The 21608-nt window shown below is 59.8% G+C and carries 14 protein-coding genes and 4 tRNA genes; 16 read left to right on the top strand and 2 right to left on the bottom strand.

The features are described 5' to 3' along the window. Positions 1-44 precede the first annotated feature (44 nt). A complete protein-coding gene (betI, locus tag ACUN9V_RS03925; protein ID WP_439283541.1) occupies positions 45-665 on the bottom strand; it encodes a transcriptional regulator BetI in 621 nt (206 codons plus the stop codon). 307 nt (positions 666-972) lie between these two features. Here betI and ACUN9V_RS03930 point away from each other — a divergent pair, with 307 nt between their 5' ends. The 16 genes from ACUN9V_RS03930 to ACUN9V_RS04005 all read left to right on the top strand — a co-directional run bounded on the left by ACUN9V_RS03930 (position 973) and on the right by ACUN9V_RS04005 (position 16906). Further along, on the top strand, positions 973-1935 hold the full coding sequence (locus ACUN9V_RS03930; protein ID WP_439283539.1) for a choline ABC transporter substrate-binding protein: 963 nt from the start codon (positions 973-975) through the stop codon (positions 1933-1935). Positions 1936-2257: 322 nt separating this feature from the next. After that, a tRNA-Met gene (locus ACUN9V_RS03935) sits at positions 2258-2334 on the top strand. Positions 2335-2533: 199 nt separating this feature from the next. Beyond that, positions 2534-2609, top strand: a tRNA-Asn gene (locus tag ACUN9V_RS03940). Positions 2610-2633: 24 nt separating this feature from the next. Beyond that, a tRNA-Asn gene (locus tag ACUN9V_RS03945) sits at positions 2634-2709 on the top strand. A 34-nt stretch (positions 2710-2743) separates the two neighbouring features. Next, positions 2744-2819 (top strand) — tRNA-Asn (locus ACUN9V_RS03950). 223 nt (positions 2820-3042) lie between these two features. Continuing rightward, positions 3043-3228, top strand: a complete 186-nt coding sequence (locus ACUN9V_RS03955) for a hypothetical protein (protein ID WP_075561163.1) — start codon at positions 3043-3045, stop codon at positions 3226-3228. A 499-nt stretch (positions 3229-3727) separates the two neighbouring features. Beyond that, a complete protein-coding gene (locus tag ACUN9V_RS03960) occupies positions 3728-5110 on the top strand; it encodes a glutamate decarboxylase (protein WP_439283537.1) in 1383 nt (460 codons plus the stop codon). Continuing rightward, positions 5103-7001: an aspartate:alanine exchanger family transporter gene (locus ACUN9V_RS03965; RefSeq protein ID WP_439283535.1), complete on the top strand. Its 1899-nt coding sequence runs from the start codon at positions 5103-5105 to the stop codon at positions 6999-7001. Before ACUN9V_RS03960 ends, ACUN9V_RS03965 begins: the two co-directional genes overlap by 8 nt. A 256-nt stretch (positions 7002-7257) precedes the next feature. Beyond that, positions 7258-8286 carry an alcohol dehydrogenase AdhP gene (gene adhP, locus ACUN9V_RS03970; protein ID WP_439283533.1) on the top strand — a complete coding sequence of 343 codons (1029 nt, stop codon included), beginning with the start codon at positions 7258-7260 and terminating at the stop codon, positions 8284-8286. 339 nt (positions 8287-8625) lie between these two features. Then, positions 8626-9705, top strand: a complete 1080-nt coding sequence (bioB, locus tag ACUN9V_RS03975; RefSeq protein WP_445510702.1) for a biotin synthase BioB — start codon at positions 8626-8628, stop codon at positions 9703-9705. A gap of 100 nt (positions 9706-9805) precedes the next feature. Then, positions 9806-11041, top strand: a complete 1236-nt coding sequence (bioF, locus tag ACUN9V_RS03980; RefSeq protein ID WP_445510418.1) for an 8-amino-7-oxononanoate synthase — start codon at positions 9806-9808, stop codon at positions 11039-11041. Next, complete coding sequence (locus ACUN9V_RS03985) at positions 11038-11829, top strand: alpha/beta fold hydrolase (protein WP_439283527.1); 792 nt, start codon at positions 11038-11040, stop codon at positions 11827-11829. The genes bioF and ACUN9V_RS03985 overlap by 4 nt, the downstream gene beginning before the upstream one ends. Continuing rightward, positions 11826-12665: a malonyl-ACP O-methyltransferase BioC gene (bioC, locus tag ACUN9V_RS03990; protein ID WP_445510419.1), complete on the top strand. Its 840-nt coding sequence runs from the start codon at positions 11826-11828 to the stop codon at positions 12663-12665. The genes ACUN9V_RS03985 and bioC overlap by 4 nt, the downstream gene beginning before the upstream one ends. A gap of 36 nt (positions 12666-12701) precedes the next feature. Continuing rightward, positions 12702-13490 (top strand): dethiobiotin synthase, encoded by a 789-nt coding sequence (gene bioD, locus ACUN9V_RS03995; protein ID WP_445510420.1) that lies wholly within the window; start codon positions 12702-12704, stop codon positions 13488-13490. Further along, on the top strand, positions 13487-14836 hold the full coding sequence (locus ACUN9V_RS04000) for an adenosylmethionine--8-amino-7-oxononanoate transaminase (protein WP_439283521.1): 1350 nt from the start codon (positions 13487-13489) through the stop codon (positions 14834-14836). Before bioD ends, ACUN9V_RS04000 begins: the two co-directional genes overlap by 4 nt. 447 nt (positions 14837-15283) lie before the next feature. Beyond that, positions 15284-16906, top strand: coding sequence for an isocitrate lyase (locus ACUN9V_RS04005; protein WP_439283519.1), 1623 nt, complete (start codon positions 15284-15286; stop codon positions 16904-16906). Positions 16907-17046: 140 nt separating this feature from the next. Here the strand turns inward: ACUN9V_RS04005 and ACUN9V_RS04010 are convergent, their stop codons facing one another. Continuing rightward, on the bottom strand, positions 17047-21603 hold the full coding sequence (locus ACUN9V_RS04010; protein WP_445510421.1) for a hypothetical protein: 4557 nt from the start codon (positions 21601-21603) through the stop codon (positions 17047-17049). Positions 21604-21608 lie beyond the last annotated feature (5 nt).

Raw genomic sequence — 21608 nt, forward strand, 5'->3', positions numbered from 1 at the left:
AGCGCTCGAGCCCGGCTTGCGGTGTCAGCGTGTCGCGTATCCGTTCAGGCGTAATCGTTGGCGCGGGTTCTGACGTGGCGTGCCGATTCGAGCTGGACGCGAACATAGTCATAGGCTAGCTGACGGGCGCGGTCGACGTTTAGCCCTTCGGGGGCCAACGCGCCGCGAAGCCACAGGCCGTCGATCAGCGCCGCCAGGCCGCGGGCGGCGTTTCTCGCCTCCCGCTTGGGTAGCACCCGCCGAAACTGACAGCTCAAATTGGAGTAAAGCCGACGATCATTGACGCGCTGCAGTCGCTGAAGCTGAGGGTGATGCATGCTGCTGGCCCAGAAGGCCAGCCAGGTTTTCATCACCGATTGGCTGGTCTGGCTACGGTCGAAGTTGCCGTCGATAATGGCGTGCAGGTGCGCTTCCGGCGGCGCATTGCCCAGTGCCGCGCGGCGCTCCAGTACGGCCGTGCCCAGATCGCTCTGGACGTGACGCATGGTCGCTTCGAGCAGCCCATCCTTGCCGGCGAAATAGTGGCTGATGATGCCGGTGGAGACGCCCGCACGCTTGGCGATTCGCGCGATCGTGGCATCGGCCAGACCCGCTTCATCGATCGCTTCCAGCGTCGCCTGAATCAGCTGACGACGGCGGATGGGTTGCATACCCAGTTTCGGCACGGGCTTGTCTCCTGAATCGGGGCTGTAGAATGAAAGCCTGCGGATGATCCGTTTCGGGGGCCGGTCCCGTAGACCTTGCCCGATGAATGGCTGCGCTAGGGCTGACTGACCTCGAATACGCTAACCTTCATCCATCCCGCTCTCCTTAACTTGGCTTTCATCGCCAGCGAACGCCACCATTATGGAAATTTTTTATTGAACGGTCAATCAATAAAAACTAGTGTATTGTTCTATCGAATGGAAAGTTCAGCATTCGATAAGCAGTGATTATTGACGATAACTCATAATACGATCAGGGAGTTCAAGCATGAAACACCAACCGATCCTCTGGACCCTAGCCAGCGTAGGTTTGGCAACAGCATCGCTGACTCAGGCCCAAGCCCAGACACAACAACAGGAACCCGAGAGCTGTCAGACCGTTCACTTCGCGGAAGTGGGCTGGACCGATATCCAGGCCACCACGGCACTCGCCAGTGTCGTCCTCGAAGATCTGGGTTACGAAGCGACTTCCGACACCGTCTCCGTACCGGTGGCCTACGCGGGCATGAAAGGCGGCGATTTCGACGTCTTCCTGGGTAACTGGATGCCGTCGATGAAATCGATCAGCGACCCGTACATCGAGAAAGGGCAAGTCGATCGCCCTCGCGCCAATCTGGAAGGCGCCAAGTACACCCTGGCCGTGCCGCAGTACGTCATCGACGCCGGTGTCACCTCGATGGCCGATCTCGACGCGCATGCCGATCAGTTCGGCCACAAGCTGTTCGGGATCGAAGCGGGTAACGACGGCAACATGATCATTCAGCAGATGATCGACGATGACGCCTTCGGGCTTGGCGACTGGCAACTGGTCGATTCCAGCGAAGCCGGCATGCTGGCCGAGGTGAAAGCGCGTACCCAGAGCGACGGCTGGATGGTGTTCCTGGGCTGGGCGCCGCATCCGATGAACACCAATTTCGATATCGGCTACCTCTCCGGTGGGGATGACTACTTCGGGCCGGATTACGGCGGCGCCACCGTCTATACCAACACTCGCGCCGGCTATGTCGACGAGTGCGGCAACGTCGGTCAGCTGCTCCAGAATCTGAGCTTCACGCTCGATATGGAGAACGAAGTCATGGGCAGCATCATGGATGACGGTGAAGACGAGAAAGACGCCGCCCGCGCCTGGCTCAAGGCCCATCCCGATACGCTGGATGCCTGGCTCGAAGGCGTGAAAACCGCCGATGGCGAACCGGGATTGCCGGCGGTCAAGGAAGCCCTGGGCGTTTAAGAAGAAAGCCCTGGGCGTTTAAGACCGAAGGCAATGGCGAAAAATCGCCTGGATTGTCACTGCGGGCTTGGGAAGCGCTGAATAAATCGACGAGCGGAGTAAAGCGCGAGGCGTACGGCGCACAGGAACCGGAGCCTATGGGGTATAGGTGAGGATTCCGATCGGACCGGCGCTCCGGCACCGCACAACGAAGTGATTTGCCGGGGACGCCGAGTTCGCGCAGACATTTATGCAGTGTTTCCCTTGTCGAAGCGCGGGCCCGCAGGTATAGTCCGCCCCCATTGCCGCTCGGCAACGTTTGCCGTCTTCAGGCAACCGCGTTGGCTACGTAGCTCAGCTGGTTAGAGCACATCACTCATAATGATGGGGTCCCCTGTTCGAATCAGGGCGTAGCCACCAACGCATCTCTTCTCGATACGCCGTCTCCAGCACGATACTGCCTGAATCCGGGATCCCGTTCTGACCGGGCCACACCCTGTTGGTCACGCAGCGTATTGATTGTGCTGGGTAATTCGTTCTCTCTGTTTTGAACATTACTGCCAGTCGGTCTTGACGCAAAAGACTCAACGCGTATACTACGCCGCGTGCTGAAGGATGGTCCCCGATAGCTCAGTTGGTAGAGCAAATGACTGTTAATCATTGGGTCACAGGTTCGAGTCCTGTTCGGGGAGCCAACATCAGCCAGCGGTGAACGACGATCCCCGATAGCTCAGTTGGTAGAGCAAATGACTGTTAATCATTGGGTCACAGGTTCGAGTCCTGTTCGGGGAGCCATCGCCGACACCGTATGACATCATTGCCGCATCGATCCCCGATAGCTCAGTTGGTAGAGCAAATGACTGTTAATCATTGGGTCACAGGTTCGAGTCCTGTTCGGGGAGCCAATGCGATGATGTTTTTCCTCGCAAGATGATTTCCCTCCGTTTGATGTTTTTTCGCATGCTGCCGTTTTCCTGCCTTCCTGGCGGTTTCTTGAATTCCTCTGCGCACGTTCGTCTGTATCGAAACGTTCATCTCAATATCACCAATCTGTCACGCTGCTGACATAAAACCCCCGCACACTGAGGTCATTCCTGAATAACGGGATCCGACGACCAGGAGCGAGTCATGGCTGAAATGATCGAGCAGCAGGAACTCAAGCGCTACAGCATCGAGCTGACCGAGCGTCCGGATGGTTCCTTTGGCGTCGTTGTCGCCAACGAGGAATCCGACGACAACCTGGAACTGCTGGCCGGGGCGCTGTGTCAGATCGCACTGGACCTGTATCAGCAGTCCAAGTCAAAGACCCACTGAACCGTTATCGCTCGTCCTGCCCTGGGGCGAGCAGCAATACCTGCCTTCCAGTCCATCCAGCTTGCCCAGCTGAGCCAGTCCATCCGAGCCCATGGCGAGCCGCCTGACCTCCTATCTACCGCTCACCGCTCACCCTGCCCCTGTTTCTGCTGACGTACATGCTGTTTTCCGGAATCGTCATCGTTAAGTTGATTTTAAAAATATTTTGTTAATTATAATTAATCAATGTTGGCTATTCTAATTAGCTGGCAAATGATAATGTGTTTTTGACCGCATATACATGTCGGGTAGTGAGAGTTTCTCGACGATAGGTTAAGAATACTTAGCCATGGCTTGCCGATCGGGATTCTAAGCATGGTTTGGTTTTTCTAGGCCTGATACGGATAGTTCTCTAGCTGCAAGAGCACTGAGGCTGGGAGCAATCGAGGAAGGCGATAGAAATACTTTCGCGCGGTCATTTTTTTTTAAAATGTTTTTCACATACCGCGAAGGAAATCGTATGCCTATCCATCATGTCGACGCAGATGACCAATCGAGCATCCGAGATATCTATACCACTGATGCTTCGCAAGTCAGTCTTCCAAAATTCCGGATTCCACAAGGGCGAACTGAACCACACGCCGCTTATTCCCTCGTTCGGGATGAACTATTGCTCGACGGTAATGCGCGCCAGAATCTTGCCACGTTTTGCACTACGTGGGTCGAGGATGAAGTCAAACAGCTGATGTCGGATGCCGTCGATAAAAACATGATCGACAAAGACGAATATCCTCAGACGGCGGAGATCGAGAATCGCTGTGTGCATATTCTTGCCGATTTATGGCACGCACAGAAATCGTGGGAGACGATCGGCTGCTCGACGACGGGATCCAGCGAAGCGGCGATGCTTGGCGGACTTGCATTCAAATGGAAATGGCGTCAACGGCGGGAAGCTGAAGGGAAGGACGCGAGCAAGCCCAATATTGTGACCGGCCCCGTTCAGATCTGCTGGAAAAAGTTTGCGCGTTACTTCGATGTCGAGATTAGAGAAGTTCCGCTTGAAGGGGAGGCGCTGGGATTACAACCCGCGGATCTTCGAAAGTACTGCGATGAAAATACGATAGGGGTTGTTGCAACGCTTGGGGTGACGTTTACAGGCATCTACGAACCCGTGGAAGCCTTAGCGCGAGAGCTTGACGCCATCGAGCGCGACTTGGGGCTGGATATTCCTATCCACGTCGATGCCGCATCTGGTGGTTTTATCGCGCCGTTTATCCAGCGTGATCTGGTATGGGATTTTCAGATCGAACGGGTGCGCTCCATCAATGCATCGGGCCACAAGTATGGGCTAGCCCCGCTAGGCGTGGGTTGGATCATCTGGGCATCAAAAGAAGATTTACCAGAAGATTTAATTTTCTACGTTGACTATCTTGGCGGCAATATGCCGACTTTTGCACTCAACTTCTCTCGTCCTGGCGGAGAGATCATTGCGCAGTACTATAACTTTCTGCGTCTGGGGCGTGATGGTTATACGGCTATTCAGCAAGCCTGCTCCGATACGGCACAGTGGTTGGGCAATGCGCTGGCGAAGATTGGGCCGTTCGAAATGGTTTACGACGGGCATGGTGGGTTGCCGGCGGTGGCTTATAAGCTGACCGATTCCGATCATGGCTTCAGCCTTTACGATCTATCTGAGCGGCTTCGGATGCGGGGTTGGCAGATCGCCTCTTACCCGCTGCCCTCGAATCGTCAGGAAACCGTCGTTCAGCGTATCTTGATCCGACATGGGGTGAGTCGTGATCTGGCACGTTTACTTCTCGACGATATGAAGCGTGCGATTAAACACCTATCGGAAAACCCTGTGCCTAATTCGACGGCCAAACCGGGGTTCCATCATGGTTGACATACATCGTTGTGTTCGATCGGTATCAGGCATCTTCATTCGCTATTCGGGCTTGGCATTTCTATTTTTTACAGGACCTGCCGTTGCCCAGGATAGCGCGTCCTCCGCAGGAGGGCGCGTCATTGGCCAAATCTTCGATAGCGTAAAACCCGTAGCAGAAACCGGAGTACACGGTTTTTTTGAGCTACTCGGAAATCAGCCAATTGCATTTATTCTTCTCGCATTGGCGCTTGGTAATCTGATAGGGAAAGTCGATTTCAAGGGCGTCTCCCTAGGCTCAACGGCTGGTTCATTGCTGGTCGGTGTCATCATTTCGATGGTGGCGGAGGCCGTTTACGGGATCACCTATTCCATCCCTGGAATCTTATCCTCCTTCATGCTCTTGCTATTCATGTATGCACTGGGCTTGAAGGTGGGGCCGCAGTTCTTTTCTGGTCTTCGAAAGGGGGGGCTGGCCTTTATTGGAGTTGGCGTCATCGTTTGGGCATTGAATTGGGTCATTTGCTATTTCGGCGCGTCTTGGGTGGGGTTGGCACCCGGATATGCGACAGGATTGATTTCAGGCAGTTATACCATCACGGCCATTCTCGGTGTCGGTCAGAGCGCACTGTCGAGCGGTGCTTATACGCCCCCTATGGGGATGACAGTGGAAGAGGTCGGAGCCAATATGGCTGCGGCTTATGCCATCAGCTATGTATTATCGAGTGTCGGCATTATCCTGTTGATTCGATATCTGCCGCGGATTTTTGGTCGCGATGCCAAGGCGGATGCGAAGCTGGCCGAGACTGAATACAGTGGTGGCGCGACGCATCCTGTACCGGGAGCGCCTGGCGCGCTAATAATGGGATTCTCGCCGTACGATCTACGCGCGTTTTGTGTGACTCATGAACAGCTCATCGGTCTTAGTCTTGCTCAGCTAGCTAAAGACTACCCTCAGGTACCGATACTGCGTGTCGTGCGAGACCATAAAATCCTCGATTTGTCCGATGATCTCGTGCTTGCGATGAACGACATTGTAACGGTGCGTGGGAACGTACATGACCTAATACTTGAAGAGGGAGAGTTGATAGGACCGGAGTCCGATGAGGCTCTTGCTCGGAATGTTCCTCTGGAAGTGGCTGACGTCCACATTGGCTCTCATGCTATCTCGGGGAAGACGCTTCAAGAGTTGGCAAGTCACGGAACCGGAGGCGTGGAAGTACAGGCGCTTTTCAGAGCTGGCAATGAACTTCCGCTTGGACCAGCTAGCATCGTGTCATTCGGCGACGTGGTGCGTTTGACTGGGCCCGATGCAGCGCTTAAGGCTGCCGCAAAGCAACTGGGCGGACGCGCGATCCTATCGACAATGAAATCCGAGGTGCTCTATCTCGCACTGGCCATGTTGGTGGGCTATCTGGTTGGCATTGTTAGTGTCTCGATCTCGGGTATTCCATTCTCTCTAGGCACTTCAGCAGGGTGTATTCTCGCAGGCGTGGGCGTGAGCTACTTCCGGAGCCGCAATCCTGAGTTCGGCGGGCCGGTTCATGAAGGCGCACGGAGTTTTCTTCAGGACTTTGGATTGAATGCGTTTGTCGTGGTTCTATCTGCGAATGTCGGACCCAAAGTCATCACTGCGCTCGGTGGCGACACCTTGGTGTGGTTGGCCCTAATAGGGACGCTAGGTGCTTTGGTCCCACCGTTGATTGCATTCTGGGTCGGATTTAAATTTTTTGGGCTTAACTCCATCATCGCCGATGGTGCCACCACAGGTGGGCGCAACAGTACGCCAGGACTGAATGCGATCATTGAAGAGTCGGGGAGCTCGGTAGCCGCCGTGCCTTATCCGGTCAGTTACGCTCTGACGACGGTTCTGGCGCTGATCGGTGGCTATTTCTCGATGATTTTATCGTAACTTACCGATGACACCGAAAGTCAGTTCGATAGTTCTTGACGAACTACTTCGGTGTCTATGATGAGCGCATCACTAGTACTGCTTTAAAAGGGAAGATGGCAAAGTTTGAGTGCCGCTATCGCATGCCGTTTGTCTACTGCCTGGCCTGCGACGATCTGAATCTTGCGAGCATGGATGTCTGAAGTTGACTGAAAGCGTCGACGTATGAATGTCGGCTCCGCATCGCATCGGCCACGAGCCGGTAGAGGAGGAAGGTATGCCTGAGTTCATGAAAGCGGCGGTCGTTCACGAGTTTGGCCAGCCGCTGGTAATCGAAGAAGTGCCGGTGCCGCAACCGGGGCCGGGCGAAGTGCTGGTCAAGATCAAGGCCAGTGGCATCTGCCACACTGATTTACACGCCGCTCACGGCGACTGGCCGGTCAAGCCGACCCCTCCTTTCATTCCTGGCCATGAGGGCGCTGGCGTAATCGTTGCCTTGGGCGAAGGCGTCACGCATCTCGAGGAGGGTGACTCCGTCGGCATCGCTTGGCTGCATGACGCTTGCGGGCACTGCGAATTTTGCCTCACCGGATGGGAGACGTTGTGCGAGAGCCAGAACATGAGCGGCTATACCGTCAACGGTAGCTTTGCGGAGTACGCTACCGGTAACGCCGACTATGTCGCACGCTTGCCGGATGGCGTTGACTATGCTGCCATCGCACCGATCCTGTGCGCCGGCGTCACTACCTACAAGGGTATCAAAGAGACCGACACCAAGCCGGGGGAGTGGATCGCGATTTCCGGTATCGGCGGATTGGGCCACATCGCGGTGCAGTATGCGAAGGCGATGGGCCTGCATGTGGTAGCGCTGGACGTCTCTCAGGAAAAGCTCGATCTGGCCAAACAGCTGGGAGCCAATGTCTCGGTCAATGCCCTAGACGAAGACGCCGTCGATCAGGTGATTGCTGCGACCGGTGGTGGTGCGCACGGGGTGTTGGTCACAGCGGTCTCGGTCCCAGCTTTCAATCAGGCGCTCAGCTATGTCCGCCGTAAAGGCACTATCAGCCTCAACGGTTTGCCACCGGGGGAATTCCAAACGCCAATCTTCGACGTGGTGCTCAAACGCATCACCTTGCGTGGATCTATCGTTGGGACGCGCAACGACATGGCCGAGGCTCTGCGATTCGCCGCTGAAGGTAAGGTCAAGGCGCATATTCATAAGACCCGACTTGAAGACATAAACCAAGTCTTCAGCGATCTGGAAAAAGGGGTTGTAGACGGCCGGATGGTAATGGTCATGGAGTAACCCCCTTGGGTGTGTCGCTCCGCTGCATTCTATTACCTCCGGTTCTCTTCGATTGTTCTTCCAATAGTACGAATTTGTCACAGTGCTGGAATATTGGACCGCAATACTATTTCGTGGTTGGGAGACAAAACTCGATAAACGATGAGTACGTCATGGGCGAGTGAATACTTGCCTCTTGGCCCGCCTGAGCTATCTCCAAGCAACGGGCGCCTGTTGGTGCGTCGTGTTCTGGCGTGTCCAATTCGTTCTGTAAACCATCCTTAAATTTGAAGTTAACTAATTGCCGTGACACCATGCCGTCAACCATCGATTTCATATAGGTTGACTAATAGCATGGCGATGCCTTCATTTCCTTCCCTGAGCGCGACGCTGCGCCACGACTGGCAGCGCGACGAAATCCAGACACTGCTGGAGCGTCCGTTCAACGATCTGCTGTTTCAGGCTCAGGGCGTTCACCGCCAGCATTTCGATCCCAACGCAGTGCAGATATCCACGCTGCTCTCGATCAAGACCGGTGCCTGCCCGGAAGACTGCAAGTACTGCCCGCAGTCCGGGCACTACAACACCGGGCTCGAGCGCGAAAAGCTGTTGCAGCTCGAAACCGTGATGGAAGAGGCGCGCAAAGCCAAGGCGGTCGGTGCCAGCCGTTTCTGCATGGGTGCGGCATGGAAGCATCCCACCGCCAAGGACATGCCGCTGGTGCTGGAGATGGTTCGTGGCGTGCGCGCCATGGGGCTCGAAACCTGCATGACGCTGGGCATGTTGAACCGCGATCAGGCCGAGCAGCTCGGCGCCGCCGGGCTCGACTACTACAACCACAACCTGGATACCTCGCCGGAGTATTACGGCGAGATCATTACCACCCGCACCTACGCCGATCGCCTGGAAACGCTCGATCACGTGCGGGAATCCGGCATGAAGATCTGCAGCGGCGGCATTCTGGGGATGGGCGAAAGCGTCAGCGACCGCGCGGGATTGTTGCAGCAGCTCGCCAACCTGTCGGTGCATCCCGAGAGCGTGCCGATCAATATGCTGATTCGAATTCAGGGGACGCCGCTGGAGCACGTCGAGGATCTCGACCCGATCGAGTTCATTCGCACCATCGCCGTGGCCAGAATCCTGATGCCGCAGTCGCATGTGCGCCTGGCCGCCGGGCGCGAGCTGATCAGCGACGAGACCCAGGCGCTGGCGTTCTTCGCCGGTGCCAACTCGATCTTCTACGGCGAGCGTCTGTTGACCGCGCAGAACCCGCAGGCGGCCCACGACCGTCAGCTTTTCGAGCGTCTCGGGTTGCATCCCGAGCAGCGCGAAGACGTCGATGATGCGGCGCATGAGGCCGCCCTCGAGGCGCACGTGACCCGAGCACGGCTAGACGCCATGGTCACTGACGCCACGACGTCGAATACGGCCCGGGCCTGACATGCGTGACACCGCAGTGCCGGGGGCATCATGCAATTCGCCGAGCCATTCACCGAGCGATTCGCCAAACGAGTCGCTAAAAGAGTCGCTGGATGGTTCATTGGATAGCTCGTTGGATTCGATGCTGGCGACGCGCCTGGCACTGCAGCGAGAGCGCCAACGCTACCGTCGGCGCGTGACCACGACAGCGATCGGGCCACGCTTTCGGCGCAGCGGGCGTGAGATGCTGGCGTTTTGCAGCAACGATTATCTGGGACTGGCAGGCGACCCGCGATTGGCTGAGGCGCTGGCCGACGGCGCGCGCCGTTTCGGCACCGGTGGCGGCGCCTCACATCTGGTCTGCGGTCATAGCGAAGCCCACGAACGCCTCGAATCCCGACTCGCCGAGTTGACGGGGTGTCCACGGGCGCTGCTGTTTTCCAGCGGCTACCAGGCCAATCTCGGCGTGATCTCGACACTGCTGGGTCGCGGCGATATCGCCTTGCACGATCGGCTCAATCACGCCTCGCTGCTCGATGGCACCCGTCTGGCCGGCGCCAGGCTGCAACGTTTCGCGCACAACGATCCGGCCGACTGCAGTGAACAGCTCTCCAGGCTCGATCCGGCACGCCATCGACTGGTGGTCAGCGACGGCGTGTTCAGCATGGACGGGGACGTCGCCGATGTCGCCGCGCTGGTGGCGCAGTGTCGTCGACATCGCGCCTGGCTGATGATCGATGATGCTCACGGTGTCGGCGTGTTGGGCCCGCAGGGTCGCGGCACGCTGGCGGATCAGGGGGGCGACCCCAGCGAGGTATCGGTGATCCTCGGCACGCTGGGCAAGGCGCTGGGGACCCAGGGCGCCTTCGTTGCCGGCAGCGAGACCCTGATCGAGGCGCTGATTCAGTTCGCGCGCCCCTATGTGTATACCACCAGCCTGTCGCCGGCCCTGGCCTGGGCCACGTTGACCAGCCTGGACATTCTGCGCGACGAACCGCATCGGCGAACGCAGCTGGCGACGCTGATCGATCGTTTCCGCGAAGGCGCCGCTGCACTGCGCGATTTCGACCTCCACCTGATGCCGTCGCGGACACCGATTCAGCCGCTGGTTCTCGGCCCTCGCTGGGGAGACGCCAGGGGAGGTGGTCAAGACGCCGCGGCCGTCTCGCTGGCGGCAGCACTGGAGGCGTCGGGAATCTGGTGTACCGCGATTCGACCGCCGACGGTCCCCGCCGGCACCTCGCGGTTACGTATCACGCTGTCGGCGGCCCATACCCCAGACGACCTCGAGCGCCTGCTGGCCGCACTGGTCGATAGCGCGCGTCGCCTGATACCGAATCGCGAGGAGGTGACATGAAGACCCAAACGCTGGTGCTGTTGCCCGGCTGGGCGCTGGGGCCGTCACCGCTGGCGCCTCTGGTGCAGGCATTACGTCAGCGGTTACCCGACTTCGACGTCGAGTGCGTCGCCTATCCCGAGCTGACCAGTCATCGCCCGGAAAGCTGGGTGGCGGCGCTCGATCACGCCTTGCCCCAGGATGCCTGGCTCGCCGGCTGGTCGCTGGGTGGCATGCTAGCCACGGCGCTGGCCGACTGGCGCGGGCGGCGGGCACGGGGATTGATCACCCTCGCCACCAATGCCAGTTTCGTTGCCCGCCCCGGTTGGCCCAGCGCCATGACGGCGGAGACGTTCGGCGCGTTTCGGGAAGGAATTCATCGCACGCCCGGGCGTACCTTGTCCCGGTTCGCCCAGTTGAGCGCCCAGGGCGGGCGTGACTCGCGCCAGCTAGGGCGCCAATTGCTGACGGCACTCGAGGCGACTCCGCTGGATCAATCGCTGGCAGGGCTGGCACTGCTGTCGCAGCTCGATCTTCGCGACACCCTGGGCCGGCTGCGAATTCCCCAGATGCATCTGTTCGGCGACAACGACCTGCTGGTGCCGTCGTCCGCCCGCGAGGCCATCGCCGCACGCCTGCCCGCGGGTGGTCGCACGGCATCGATAGCGGACGCGGGTCACGCCTTTCCGCTGACGCAGATCGACGAGACGGCCGAGCTGATGGCGTCTTTCCTGTGCTCGCGTTTCTCTTTATCGCACCCGAAGCCGTGCGTTGGCTCACCGCATCCGCGTTCGCGAGGTGCATCATGACTGCCGAGTCCAATGTTGCGCTTTCGTTTAATGACGCCGCACGACAGGCTCGAATTGCCGCCAATTTTTCCCGCGCGGCGGCCTCCTATGACGCCGCCGCACAACTGCAGCGCGAGGTCGCCGACGACCTGCTGGCCCGACTGCCGCAGGGCCTCGCCCCCCGCACGCTGCTGGATGTCGGCTGTGGCACCGGTTATCTGGTGTCGCATCTGTCGCAGCGTTATGACGCGGTGTCGATCGGCCTGGATATCGCCCCGGGCATGCTGGCCGAGGCGCGGCGGCGGTACGCCGGCCGACCGATACGATGGCTGACCGGCCCGGCGGAACAACTGCCGCTGGCCGATCGCAGTATCGATCTGATGGTCTCCAGTCTGGCACTGCAGTGGTGCGACTCTCTCGATGGCTTCCTGGCGCAGGCGGCGCGGGTGCTGCGGCCGGGCGGCTGGCTGGCGTTCACCACGCTGTGCGACGGCACGCTGGAGGAGCTGCAGCGCGCATGGCAACAGGTCGATGGCGCTCGTCACGTCAACGAATTCATGGCCGAAGCCAGGCTGATCGACGCGCTGAAAACGCCCGGTTGGCAGCTGCAAGACGTGGTCATGACCACACGCCGGACCTATCACGCCACGCCAGCCGATACGCTCCGCGCCCTGAAGCGTATCGGCGCCAACACGATCACTACCTCGAAGCAGGCCGGTGGAGGACTGGCTGGCCGTCGCCGCTTCGCGCAACTGGCGCAGGCGCTGGAAACCTGGCGAGAGGGCGCAGGCATACCGACTCGATACCGCGTCGCCACCGTGCTGATGCAACGTCCTAGTCTCGAGGCAACGTCCTAATCCCGATGCAACGTACTAACCCCCCGGAATTGACTCATGAACGCCTATTTCGTCACCGGCACCGATACCGATGCCGGCAAAACGGTGGTGACTGCGGGCCTGCTGGCGGCGGCAAGACGCAGAGGATTGACCACGGCCGGCGGCAAGCCAGTCGCCTCCGGCTGCGAGCGGGCGCCCCAAGGGCTGCGTAACGCCGATGCGTTGGCGATCCAGGCCCAGTGCCGCCCGGCGCTGCCGTACGAGGCGATCAATCCCTTCGCCTTCGAGCCCGCCATCGCGCCGCAGTTCGCCGCGCGGGAGGCGGGCGTCTCATTGTCGTTGTCGGCCCTGGCCGAGCCTATGCGCGCGCTGCTCGCGCGCCGTGCCGACATCACCCTGATCGAGGGCGCCGGCGGCTGGCGCGTACCGCTCGATGATCACGAATCGCTGTCGGATCTGGTGATCGCACTGGCGTTGCCCGTCGTGCTGGTGGTCGGCGTTCGGCTGGGCGCAATCAATCACGCTCGACTGACGTTGGACGCGATCCGTCACGACGGGCTGCCAGTCGCAGGGTGGGTCGCCAACATGATCGATCCCGAACTGCCGCGAAAGCAGGAAAATCTGGACTCGCTTACCCATTGGCTCAGCGAGCAGGCCGGCGTGCCGTGTCTGGGTGTCGTGCCGTGGTTGGGCAAAGCGCCATGGTTGGGCAAAGCGCCGTGGTTGGAAAAAATACCCGGGCTGCAGGCGCCATCGGCCGAACGTGTCGCCAGCTTTCTGGATATCGAGCCGTTGCTGACCAAGATCACCAATACCCAAACCCCTGACCATGGATATATCGAATGAGCGCCAACAACGACTGGATGCAGCGCGACCTGGCCAGCCTGTGGCACCCCTGTACGCAGATGAAGGACCACGAGACGCTGCCTGTCGTGCCGATCCGGCGCGGCAAGGGCGTATGGCTCGAAGACTTCGAAGGCCAGCGCTATCTGGATATCGTCAGTTCGTGGTGGGTCAATGTGTTCGGCCACGCCAATCCGCGCATCAACGACCGCATCAAGCACCAGCTCGATGAGCTGGAACACGTGATTCTGTCCGGCTTCACCCATCAGCCGGTGATCGAATTGTCGGAACGCCTGGGCCAATTGGCGCCCGCCGGCCTGGGGCACTGCTTCTACGCCGATAACGGCTCTTCCGCCGTCGAGATCGCGTTGAAGATGAGCTACCACTACTGGCGCAATGTCGGCCGGCCGGAGAAGAGGCGCTTCCTCACCATTTCCAACGGCTATCATGGCGAAACGCTGGGCGCGCTGTCGGTAGGTGATGTCGCGCTCTATACCGAGACCTACCGCTCGCTGCTGCTGGACGTGATCAAGGTGCCGGCGCCAGATGGTTTCGGGCTGCCACGGGACCAGTGGATCGATCAGGCTCGTGTCGCCTTCGTGCAGATGGAAGCGGCGCTGGCGCGCCACGCGGACGAGCTGGCGGCGGTCATCGTCGAACCGCTGATCCAGTGCGCCGGCGGCATGCGGATGTATCCGCCGGAGTATCTGAGCTGGCTGCGCGAGGCCTGCGATCACTACGGTGTGCAACTGATCTTCGACGAAATCGCGGTCGGCTTCGGCCGCACCGGCACGCTGTTTGCCAGCGAGCAGGCCGGCATTCGGCCGGATTACCTGTGTCTCTCCAAGGCGCTGACCGGTGGCTACCTGCCGTTGTCGGTGGTGATGACCACCGACGAAGTCTATGCCGCCTTCTACGACGACTACGAAACGCTCAAGGCGTTTCTGCACTCCCACAGCTATACCGGCAATCCGCTGGCCTGCGCCGCCGCGCTGGCCACGTTGGATATCTTCGAACAGGACGGCGTGATCGCCGCCAACCGTGACAAGGCCGCCCTGATGGGGCGGCTCGCCGAACCGATGCGCGATCATCCCCACGTCGGCGATGTGCGTCAGACCGGCATGGTGGTGGCGATCGAGATGGTCAAGGACAAGGCCAGCCTGACCCCTTACGACTTCCGCGAGCGGCGCGGGCTGCGGGTGTTACGACACGCCATGTCGCGAGGGGTGATGCTGCGCCCGCTGGGCAACGTGATTTACTGGATGCCGCCGTACGTGATCACCCCGGAGGAGCTGGGAATGGTGGCGGAAGTCACTCGTGAGGGGCTGGAACTGGCTACCGCGGATTAATAATTTGAAACCCGGCTAACTTCCTGTCGACGAAAGTCGCAGGGCCGTTGGCCGGTGACAGGCAAGTTGGCAGTCACGTCTTGGTCGAGATCATGGCGCATGGGTATCCCCAAGATGATGAAACCTTGGAGGTTTTGGAAGCGGCCCGAAATTTGGCTGGGAGACGTTGGTTTTCCGGCAAATGATATCCCTGCGCTGGAACGATGGAGATCATACGTCATACATGACTACAGGATTGATCCATAAGCGCCATTTTTGGTAGAAGCCTTACCATGATGGCGGCTAAGTACGGATTGTTGCCGTGGCATCGCTTCTCACATAGTGAACTCGCCGATGGGGCATTTTTTCTCATTGTCAGAATTAAAACGGACGTTTTTTATCCGTTGAAAATGACACGGGAAGAAACCGGCTCCAGGAGAGTATTCCCATTCCTGTGTGGAGACAGTCATGTCCATCTATCAGAGCGATATCGATTCACTCGAGCGATTGCGTCTGGAACAGAACGGCCGCTGGAACAACATCGATCCGGAAAACGTGGCCAGAATGCGAGCGCAGAATCGCTTTCGTACCGGGCTCGACATTGCTCGCTACACCGCTGGCGTGATGCGCCGCGACATGCGCGATTACGATGAAGACGCGTCGCGCTACACGCAGTCTCTGGGCTGCTGGCACGGCTTTATCGGTCAGCAGAAGCTGATTTCGATCAAGAAGCACCACGGCACCACGAAGGGTAAATACCTCTACCTCTCGGGCTGGATGATCGCCGCCATGCGGTCCGATTTCGGGCCGCTTCCCGACCAGTCGATGCACGAGAAGACGTCCGTTCCGGCACTGATCGAAGAGCTTTATACCTTTCTAAGGCAGGCCGACGCGCGTGAGCTGACGCATCTTTTCCGTGAGCTGGATCAGGCCAGAAAAAGCGGCAACGAAGTGATGACCCGGGGAGTTCAGGAGAAGATCGATCATTTCGAGACGCACATCGTGCCGATCATCGCCGATATCGATGCTGGATTCGGCAACGAAGAAGCGACCTACCTGCTGGCGAAAAAGATGATCGAAGCGGGCGCCTGCTGCATCCAGCTCGAAAATCAGGTTTCCGATGCCAAGCAGTGCGGGCACCAGGACGGCAAGGTCACCGTTCCCCACGAGGATTTCGTCGCCAAGATCAACGCCGTTCGCCATGCGTTCCTGGAACTCGGCGTGGAAGAGGGCGTGATCGTCGCCCGGACCGACTCGCTGGGCGCCGGCCTGACCCAGAAACTGCCGGTCAGCAAGGAGCCGGGGGATCTCGCCCACCAGTACAACAGCTTCCTGTGTACCGTGCCGATCTGCTCGGCGGACGATGTCAACGAGGGCGACACGATCATCAAGCTCGACGGCGACCTGCGTAAACCGCTGCGCCTGGCCAACGGGTTGTATCGCTTCCGCTCCGACACCGGCGAGGATCGCGTCGTGATGGACTGCATCAACGCCCTGCAGAACGGCGCCGACCTGCTGTGGATCGAGACCGAGAAACCCCACATCGGCCAGATTGCCGGAATGGTCGACCGCATCCGGGCCGAGGTGCCGGATGCCAAGCTGGTCTACAACAACTCGCCCTCGTTCAACTGGACGCTCAACTTTCGTCAGCAGGTCTTCGACGACTGGGAGCGAGAAGAGCAGACAGAAGGGCAACGAGAGGGGCGGTCGCTCTCCGGCATCGAACGCAGCCAGTTGATGAGCGTGGATTACGATGGTTCCGAGCTTGCCCAGGAGGCGGATCGACGGATCCAGGCATTCCAGCGCGACGCGGCCCGCGAAGCCGGCGTCTTCCACCACCTGATCACCCTGCCGACCTACCACACGGCGGCGCTCTCCACCGACGAGCTGGCCGAGGGTTACTTCGGCGAGGCGGGGATGCTGGCCTACGTCGCCGGTGTCCAGCGCCGGGAGATCCGGCGAGGCCTGGCCTCGGTCAAGCATCAGGACATGGCCGGCTCCAACCTCGGCGACGACCACAAGGAGTACTTCTCCGGTGCCGCCGCGCTCAAGGCCGGCGGCGGGCTCAATACCATGAACCAGTTCGGCTGAGCGTTGACTTCGGGTGAGCCTAGCCGATTAGCCCAACCTGCAACGACGGCGGGCCATGTCTCGAGGAGAGACATGGCCCGCTTTTTTATCGCCCCGGGCTCGTAGCCCTTGGCTCGTGGCTCGTAGCTCGTGGCTTCAGCCTACAGCTTGTACGACGCCGGGTTGTCCCAGATGCTGTCCTCCTCGGCAAAGGCCGGGTTGTCGTCGGTGATCGCACGCTCGCCGATCAACTGCATCCAGGAGTCGATGTCGGCGCTGCTGATCTTGCCGTCCGAGCCGTCCTGCTTGTGTAGCGTGTCCAGCAAGGCGAAGAAGTCCTCATTATTGAGCAGGAACTCGGCGGCCGCCTGTTCCTCTTTCGAGTGGCCGTTTTCCGGATCGGCGATCTTTTTCAGATCCTTCTTGCTGACGATATCGTCGCCGCCCGTCCAGTCATTGCCGCCGTCGCCTTCGTCCCAGTTGAAGAGAATGGTATCGATGGTCTCTTTGTGCTCCTGGTAGAACTCCTGGCCGTGGATATTGAGCTGCATCTGGTCCTTGTCGAAATCGAAGAAGAAGTCATCGACGTTGCCATTCTCCTCGATCTCCTGAGTGAACTTGTCGTACTGCTCTGGCTGCGCCTCCCACGCCGCCATGTCTTCGGGGAACCACTCCTTGAACAGGGGGTCGGGCTCCTTGTCGTCGTCTCCGGCGTGCATCATCTCCTTGAAGCCGTAGCTCGAGTTGATCAGGTAGTTGAACTTCTCGCCCCAATCGTCCTCGGTCACGCCATCCTCGGCGAACTGCTCGAACTGATCGCGTATCTTGCCCTCGGTCTCGGCGCCTTTCTTCTGGGCCATTACCGCATTGAGAATCAGGCTGGCGAAGCCGACGCCCAGCCCGATCAGGTTGCCGATAGGGCCGGCGGCACGAAGACCCGCGCCCAGCCCGGAAAGCACGCGCGAAGCCGTCTGCAGTGACGCTCCGATCTCGGCGGCGCCGCCGATGGTGAAGAACGAGCCGGAGACCACGCCCGTCGAACTGGCGGCGAACTCCATCGGGGTGCCGCCGTTCTTGATCAACTGATCCAGCCCAATGCCCGCGACGACGGTATCGAGAATGCCGCCGGCGAAGTCGGTCATGTAGGCCAGGCCCTTGAGCGCAGGGCCGAAGATATTGGTCTTCTTGTTGCTGCTGGTATCACCGCTGGTACCCCCGAGGCCATCGGGCGACGTGCCACCCTGGGTACGTTCTCCGTTGGTCATCACGTCGGCTTCGTCATCCAGCGCCTGGTTAAAGGGCTGCATGGCGACTCTCGACGATTCGCCGTTGGCGGGATCGAAGCGCTGGTGGAGATCGCCGCTGAGGCTGTCGAGGTCGTCCAGCGCGTCACCGGCGCCGCTGGGCAGGGCGCCGCCGTCCGTCGGGCGGACGTCTTCCAGGCGGTTGGCGATCTCGTCCAGCCGATCGAGCTGCTGTGCGCGATCGCTGTCGGAGAGCGTCGGGTCGGATTCGATAGAGGAGCGGATGGCACGATGCTTCTCCATGATGTCGTCGAACAGTGCCGGCGCCTGTTCCGGCATCTTGCCTTTGCCCTTGCCATCGGCATCCATTAACTGGCGGTAATCTGCCACGGCCCGATCGAAGTCGTCGATCTGGGCAAAGCGCTGCTCCGATGGCGTCGCCGAGGAGGCGAAAGGCTGGATCTCTTCGAACAGGTCGTCGACCAGCCCCCTGAGGTCGTCCGCATTCTGGGGCGCCAGGCCCTCCTTCTTCATTTCGACCTTGTCGAGCCGATCCTCGATCGTGTCCAGGCGCTGCTGGATCTCTTTCTTCTCGTCGTCGCTGAGCGAGTCGGAGTCCTTGACGATGCGGTCGACCTCGTCGAGTTGGCCCTGGATATCGTCGACCAGGCCCTGGGCCTTCTGCTCGAAGTCGGCGGCATCCGGTCGATCGAGAAGGGTATCGAACGATTCGAGCTTGCCGCGAACGTCGTCCAATTTGCCCCGCGCCTGCTCGCCAGGGTTGAGGGAGGGCGCCTTGTCGCCATTGAACGTGTCGGGAAAGCGCTCGCGCAGGACTTCGCCCATCTCTTTGTCGAGACCGAGCGCCTGGGTGATATTGGTGGTGCCGAACAGCTTGGTCAGCCGGCTGCCCTCGTCGAGTTTGGGGCCCACCGCATCGGTGATGCCCTTGAGCGCGAAAGGCGTGGTGCCGATGAACACCAGCATGCCGCGCGCGACGGTCATGCGCTCTTGCCAGGTGTCCCCGAAATCGTCACCCGAGCGGCGATAGATGGCGTTGGCCAGCGCTGCGGTACCGCCGATCGCGAACATCGTGTTCGAGCTCATCAAGCTGCGGAACTGGGATTTCAGCGAACTCTGCACGTTGGTGCGCTGGCTGTCGCTGAGCTCGACGATGGGCGGCTGGCCGTCGCGGCTGGTGGTCATGTTGCGGAACTGCTCGTTCACCTTCTTCATGACATCGCGCATGAGAGACGAATCCTTCAGCGCCGTCTCGACGTTGCTCCCGCTCAACGCCGCCGTCTTGATGACCTCTTTGAGGCCGGCGGCGATCGCCAGGATCTTGGTGAACTGCAGCTTTTCCTTCTCCGTCAGATTTGGCGGCACGGTGCCCTTGGGGTCGGTCTTGTCGGCGGAGAGTGCATCCTTCACCGCGTTCCAGACGCCATCGGTGGTCTGGATGCCGAAGGTGCTGTAGGTAATGCCGGTGAGGACGGTCGGCACCATGTCGGCAGCGACCTGCCCCGCGGCTTCCTCGCTCTCCGGCGATATGTCGTCGCCGTTCTGAGAAGCATCGTATTCGGCGTCGATGTCGCTGAGTTCCTCCTCGAGGCCTCTGGCGGTACTGGCCGCCGTGATGCTACCTCTCGCTTCGGCCGCGCGGTCGGGGTCGAGCGCTTGCAGCGTGTTCAGATCATTGTTCAAACGCGTGGCGGCTTCGTCACCGAAACCCTTGTCACGCAGGTCTTCGATGGCATCGAGGTATTCCGCCCCCTTGTCGCCGGTCAACGAGTCGTAGATCTTGTCGGCGAGCCCGTCGCGATCCTTGATCTTGCTCTGGGCCTCCGTCATCGCCTCGTCGGTGAACTTGGCGATTTCCTCGTCCCCGAGCAGTTTCGAGAGCTCCTCGCCGAGCTTCTCTTCATGGATCAGGCCGCGCAGGTCGGCGGGATCCATGCCCTGGGTATCGCTGGCATAGTAGGTCCAGTCGCCGCCGTGATTGACCGTCATGTAGGGCAGATACTGGAAGCTGCCATCGTCCAGTTGGGATTTGAGTTCGAGCAGGCGGGCATACTTCTTGAAGTTCTCGTTGTCCGAGTTTTCCGCCTTCTCCTCCAGCTTCTCCATGTAGAGTTCGGTGACCGTCTTCGCCTCGCCGTCGTCGTTTTCGACGGTGGTCTCCTGCCCCATCAGGTTGGTCTCTTCCGACTCGGGCAGGTCGTGATCGGCAAAGACATCGTCGATGGCATCCTTGCTCGATGTCTGCTGGAAGCTGGAGGCCGCCTCAAAATGCTCCGGTGTCACCCCCTTCGATACCACGAACTTCTCGCCATCGACCTCGACCAGTTTGAGCCCTTCGATGACGTCACCGTGCTCGTCGGTGGCGCTCTTGACGCTGTCTCCCTTGCCGAGAACCGGGATGTCCTCGTCGGCGGAGCGCAGCTTGTAGCCGTCGTCCTCGAGCTCGTGGATCCGGTCCCAGGTTTTCTGTGCGTTGGAAACCGTTTCGAACAACGCTGGCGTCAGGGCCTTCGATACCACCACATTCTTGCCATCGTGGGTGGTGAAGCGAATGACGTCGTCACGCGCGTCGTTCTGCCAACTGAAATTCTTGAAATCGTTGAACTCGGGCGCTTTGGTATCGGCGCCGGCGATGGTGGCGCCATCCTCGACCGCGCCATCGATGGCATCCTGATGCTCGGCGTTACCGCCCAGGGTCGCGTACTGCTCGCTCAGGTAGTCATAGAGTTCCGGATTGTCGCTGCGCGCCACGACGAACTTCTCGCCGTCATGCTCGTAGCGAATCACTTCCGGGCCGACTTCACCGGGCGCGCCGACCTCGGTGTTGTAATAGGAGGGCGGGGTGGCGTCGCCGCCGATGCGCTTGTAGCCGTCCGATTCGCTTTCATTAATGCCGATCAGGCTTTGGTAATCCTTCTTGATGGCGGCGTAGAGCTCCGGGGCGGCGCGTTCGGCGACCACGACCCTGGTGCCGTTCTGCATCTCGTAGCGGATGACACCCTTGGCAACTTCGTCGGGCGGGGCGATGAACCGATAGTCGCTCAGCTTGCCGGGCGGCTCGGCATCCAGCGGCAAGACGCCATAGCCGTCCTCCCCGCTCTCGTTGAGTGCGGTCATCTGGGCGGCATCCTGCTTGACCGTCTCGAACAACGTCGGCGTGGAATGCCGGTCGATCTCTACGCTCTTGCCGCCCTTGGTCTCGTAGCGAATGAGATCATCGCCGATCGTCACTATCTGTTTGTAATCGTTTAGATTCCGGGGCGATTTAGTCCCGCCATCGGCCCGGTTCCACGTTCTGGATTCATCGTCATCGGATTCGGCGGCCTTCTTGCTCAGATTTAGGGTGTTGGACAATGTCGATACCCAACGCTCAGCGCTTTGCTCGCGAGCGGCCGGATCGCTGGTTTCAGGCACGTTATTTGATGCATTCTTCAGCGTGAGTTCCTGGGGCATGACAA

The sequence above is a fragment of the Salinicola sp. V024 genome, assembly GCF_052645315.1.

Bases quoted from the DNA above. Each gene is read 5' to 3' on its own strand.
- ACUN9V_RS03955 (WP_075561163.1), top strand. From the start codon at position 3,043: ATGGCTGAAATGATCGAGCAGCAGGAACTCAAGCGCTACAGCATCGAG.
- ACUN9V_RS03985 (WP_439283527.1), top strand. From the start codon at position 11,038: ATGAAGACCCAAACGCTGGTGCTGTTGCCCGGCTGGGCGCTGGGGCCG.
- bioD (WP_445510420.1), top strand. From the start codon at position 12,702: ATGAACGCCTATTTCGTCACCGGCACCGATACCGATGCCGGCAAAACG.
- ACUN9V_RS04010 (WP_445510421.1), bottom strand. From the start codon at position 21,603: ATGCCCCAGGAACTCACGCTGAAGAATGCATCAAATAACGTGCCTGAA.
- adhP (WP_439283533.1), top strand. From the start codon at position 7,258: ATGCCTGAGTTCATGAAAGCGGCGGTCGTTCACGAGTTTGGCCAGCCG.
- ACUN9V_RS03930 (WP_439283539.1), top strand. From the start codon at position 973: ATGAAACACCAACCGATCCTCTGGACCCTAGCCAGCGTAGGTTTGGCA.
- bioB (WP_445510702.1), top strand. From the start codon at position 8,626: ATGCCTTCATTTCCTTCCCTGAGCGCGACGCTGCGCCACGACTGGCAG.
- ACUN9V_RS03960 (WP_439283537.1), top strand. From the start codon at position 3,728: ATGCCTATCCATCATGTCGACGCAGATGACCAATCGAGCATCCGAGAT.
- bioC (WP_445510419.1), top strand. From the start codon at position 11,826: ATGACTGCCGAGTCCAATGTTGCGCTTTCGTTTAATGACGCCGCACGA.
- ACUN9V_RS04005 (WP_439283519.1), top strand. From the start codon at position 15,284: ATGTCCATCTATCAGAGCGATATCGATTCACTCGAGCGATTGCGTCTG.
- ACUN9V_RS03965 (WP_439283535.1), top strand. From the start codon at position 5,103: ATGGTTGACATACATCGTTGTGTTCGATCGGTATCAGGCATCTTCATT.
- ACUN9V_RS04000 (WP_439283521.1), top strand. From the start codon at position 13,487: ATGAGCGCCAACAACGACTGGATGCAGCGCGACCTGGCCAGCCTGTGG.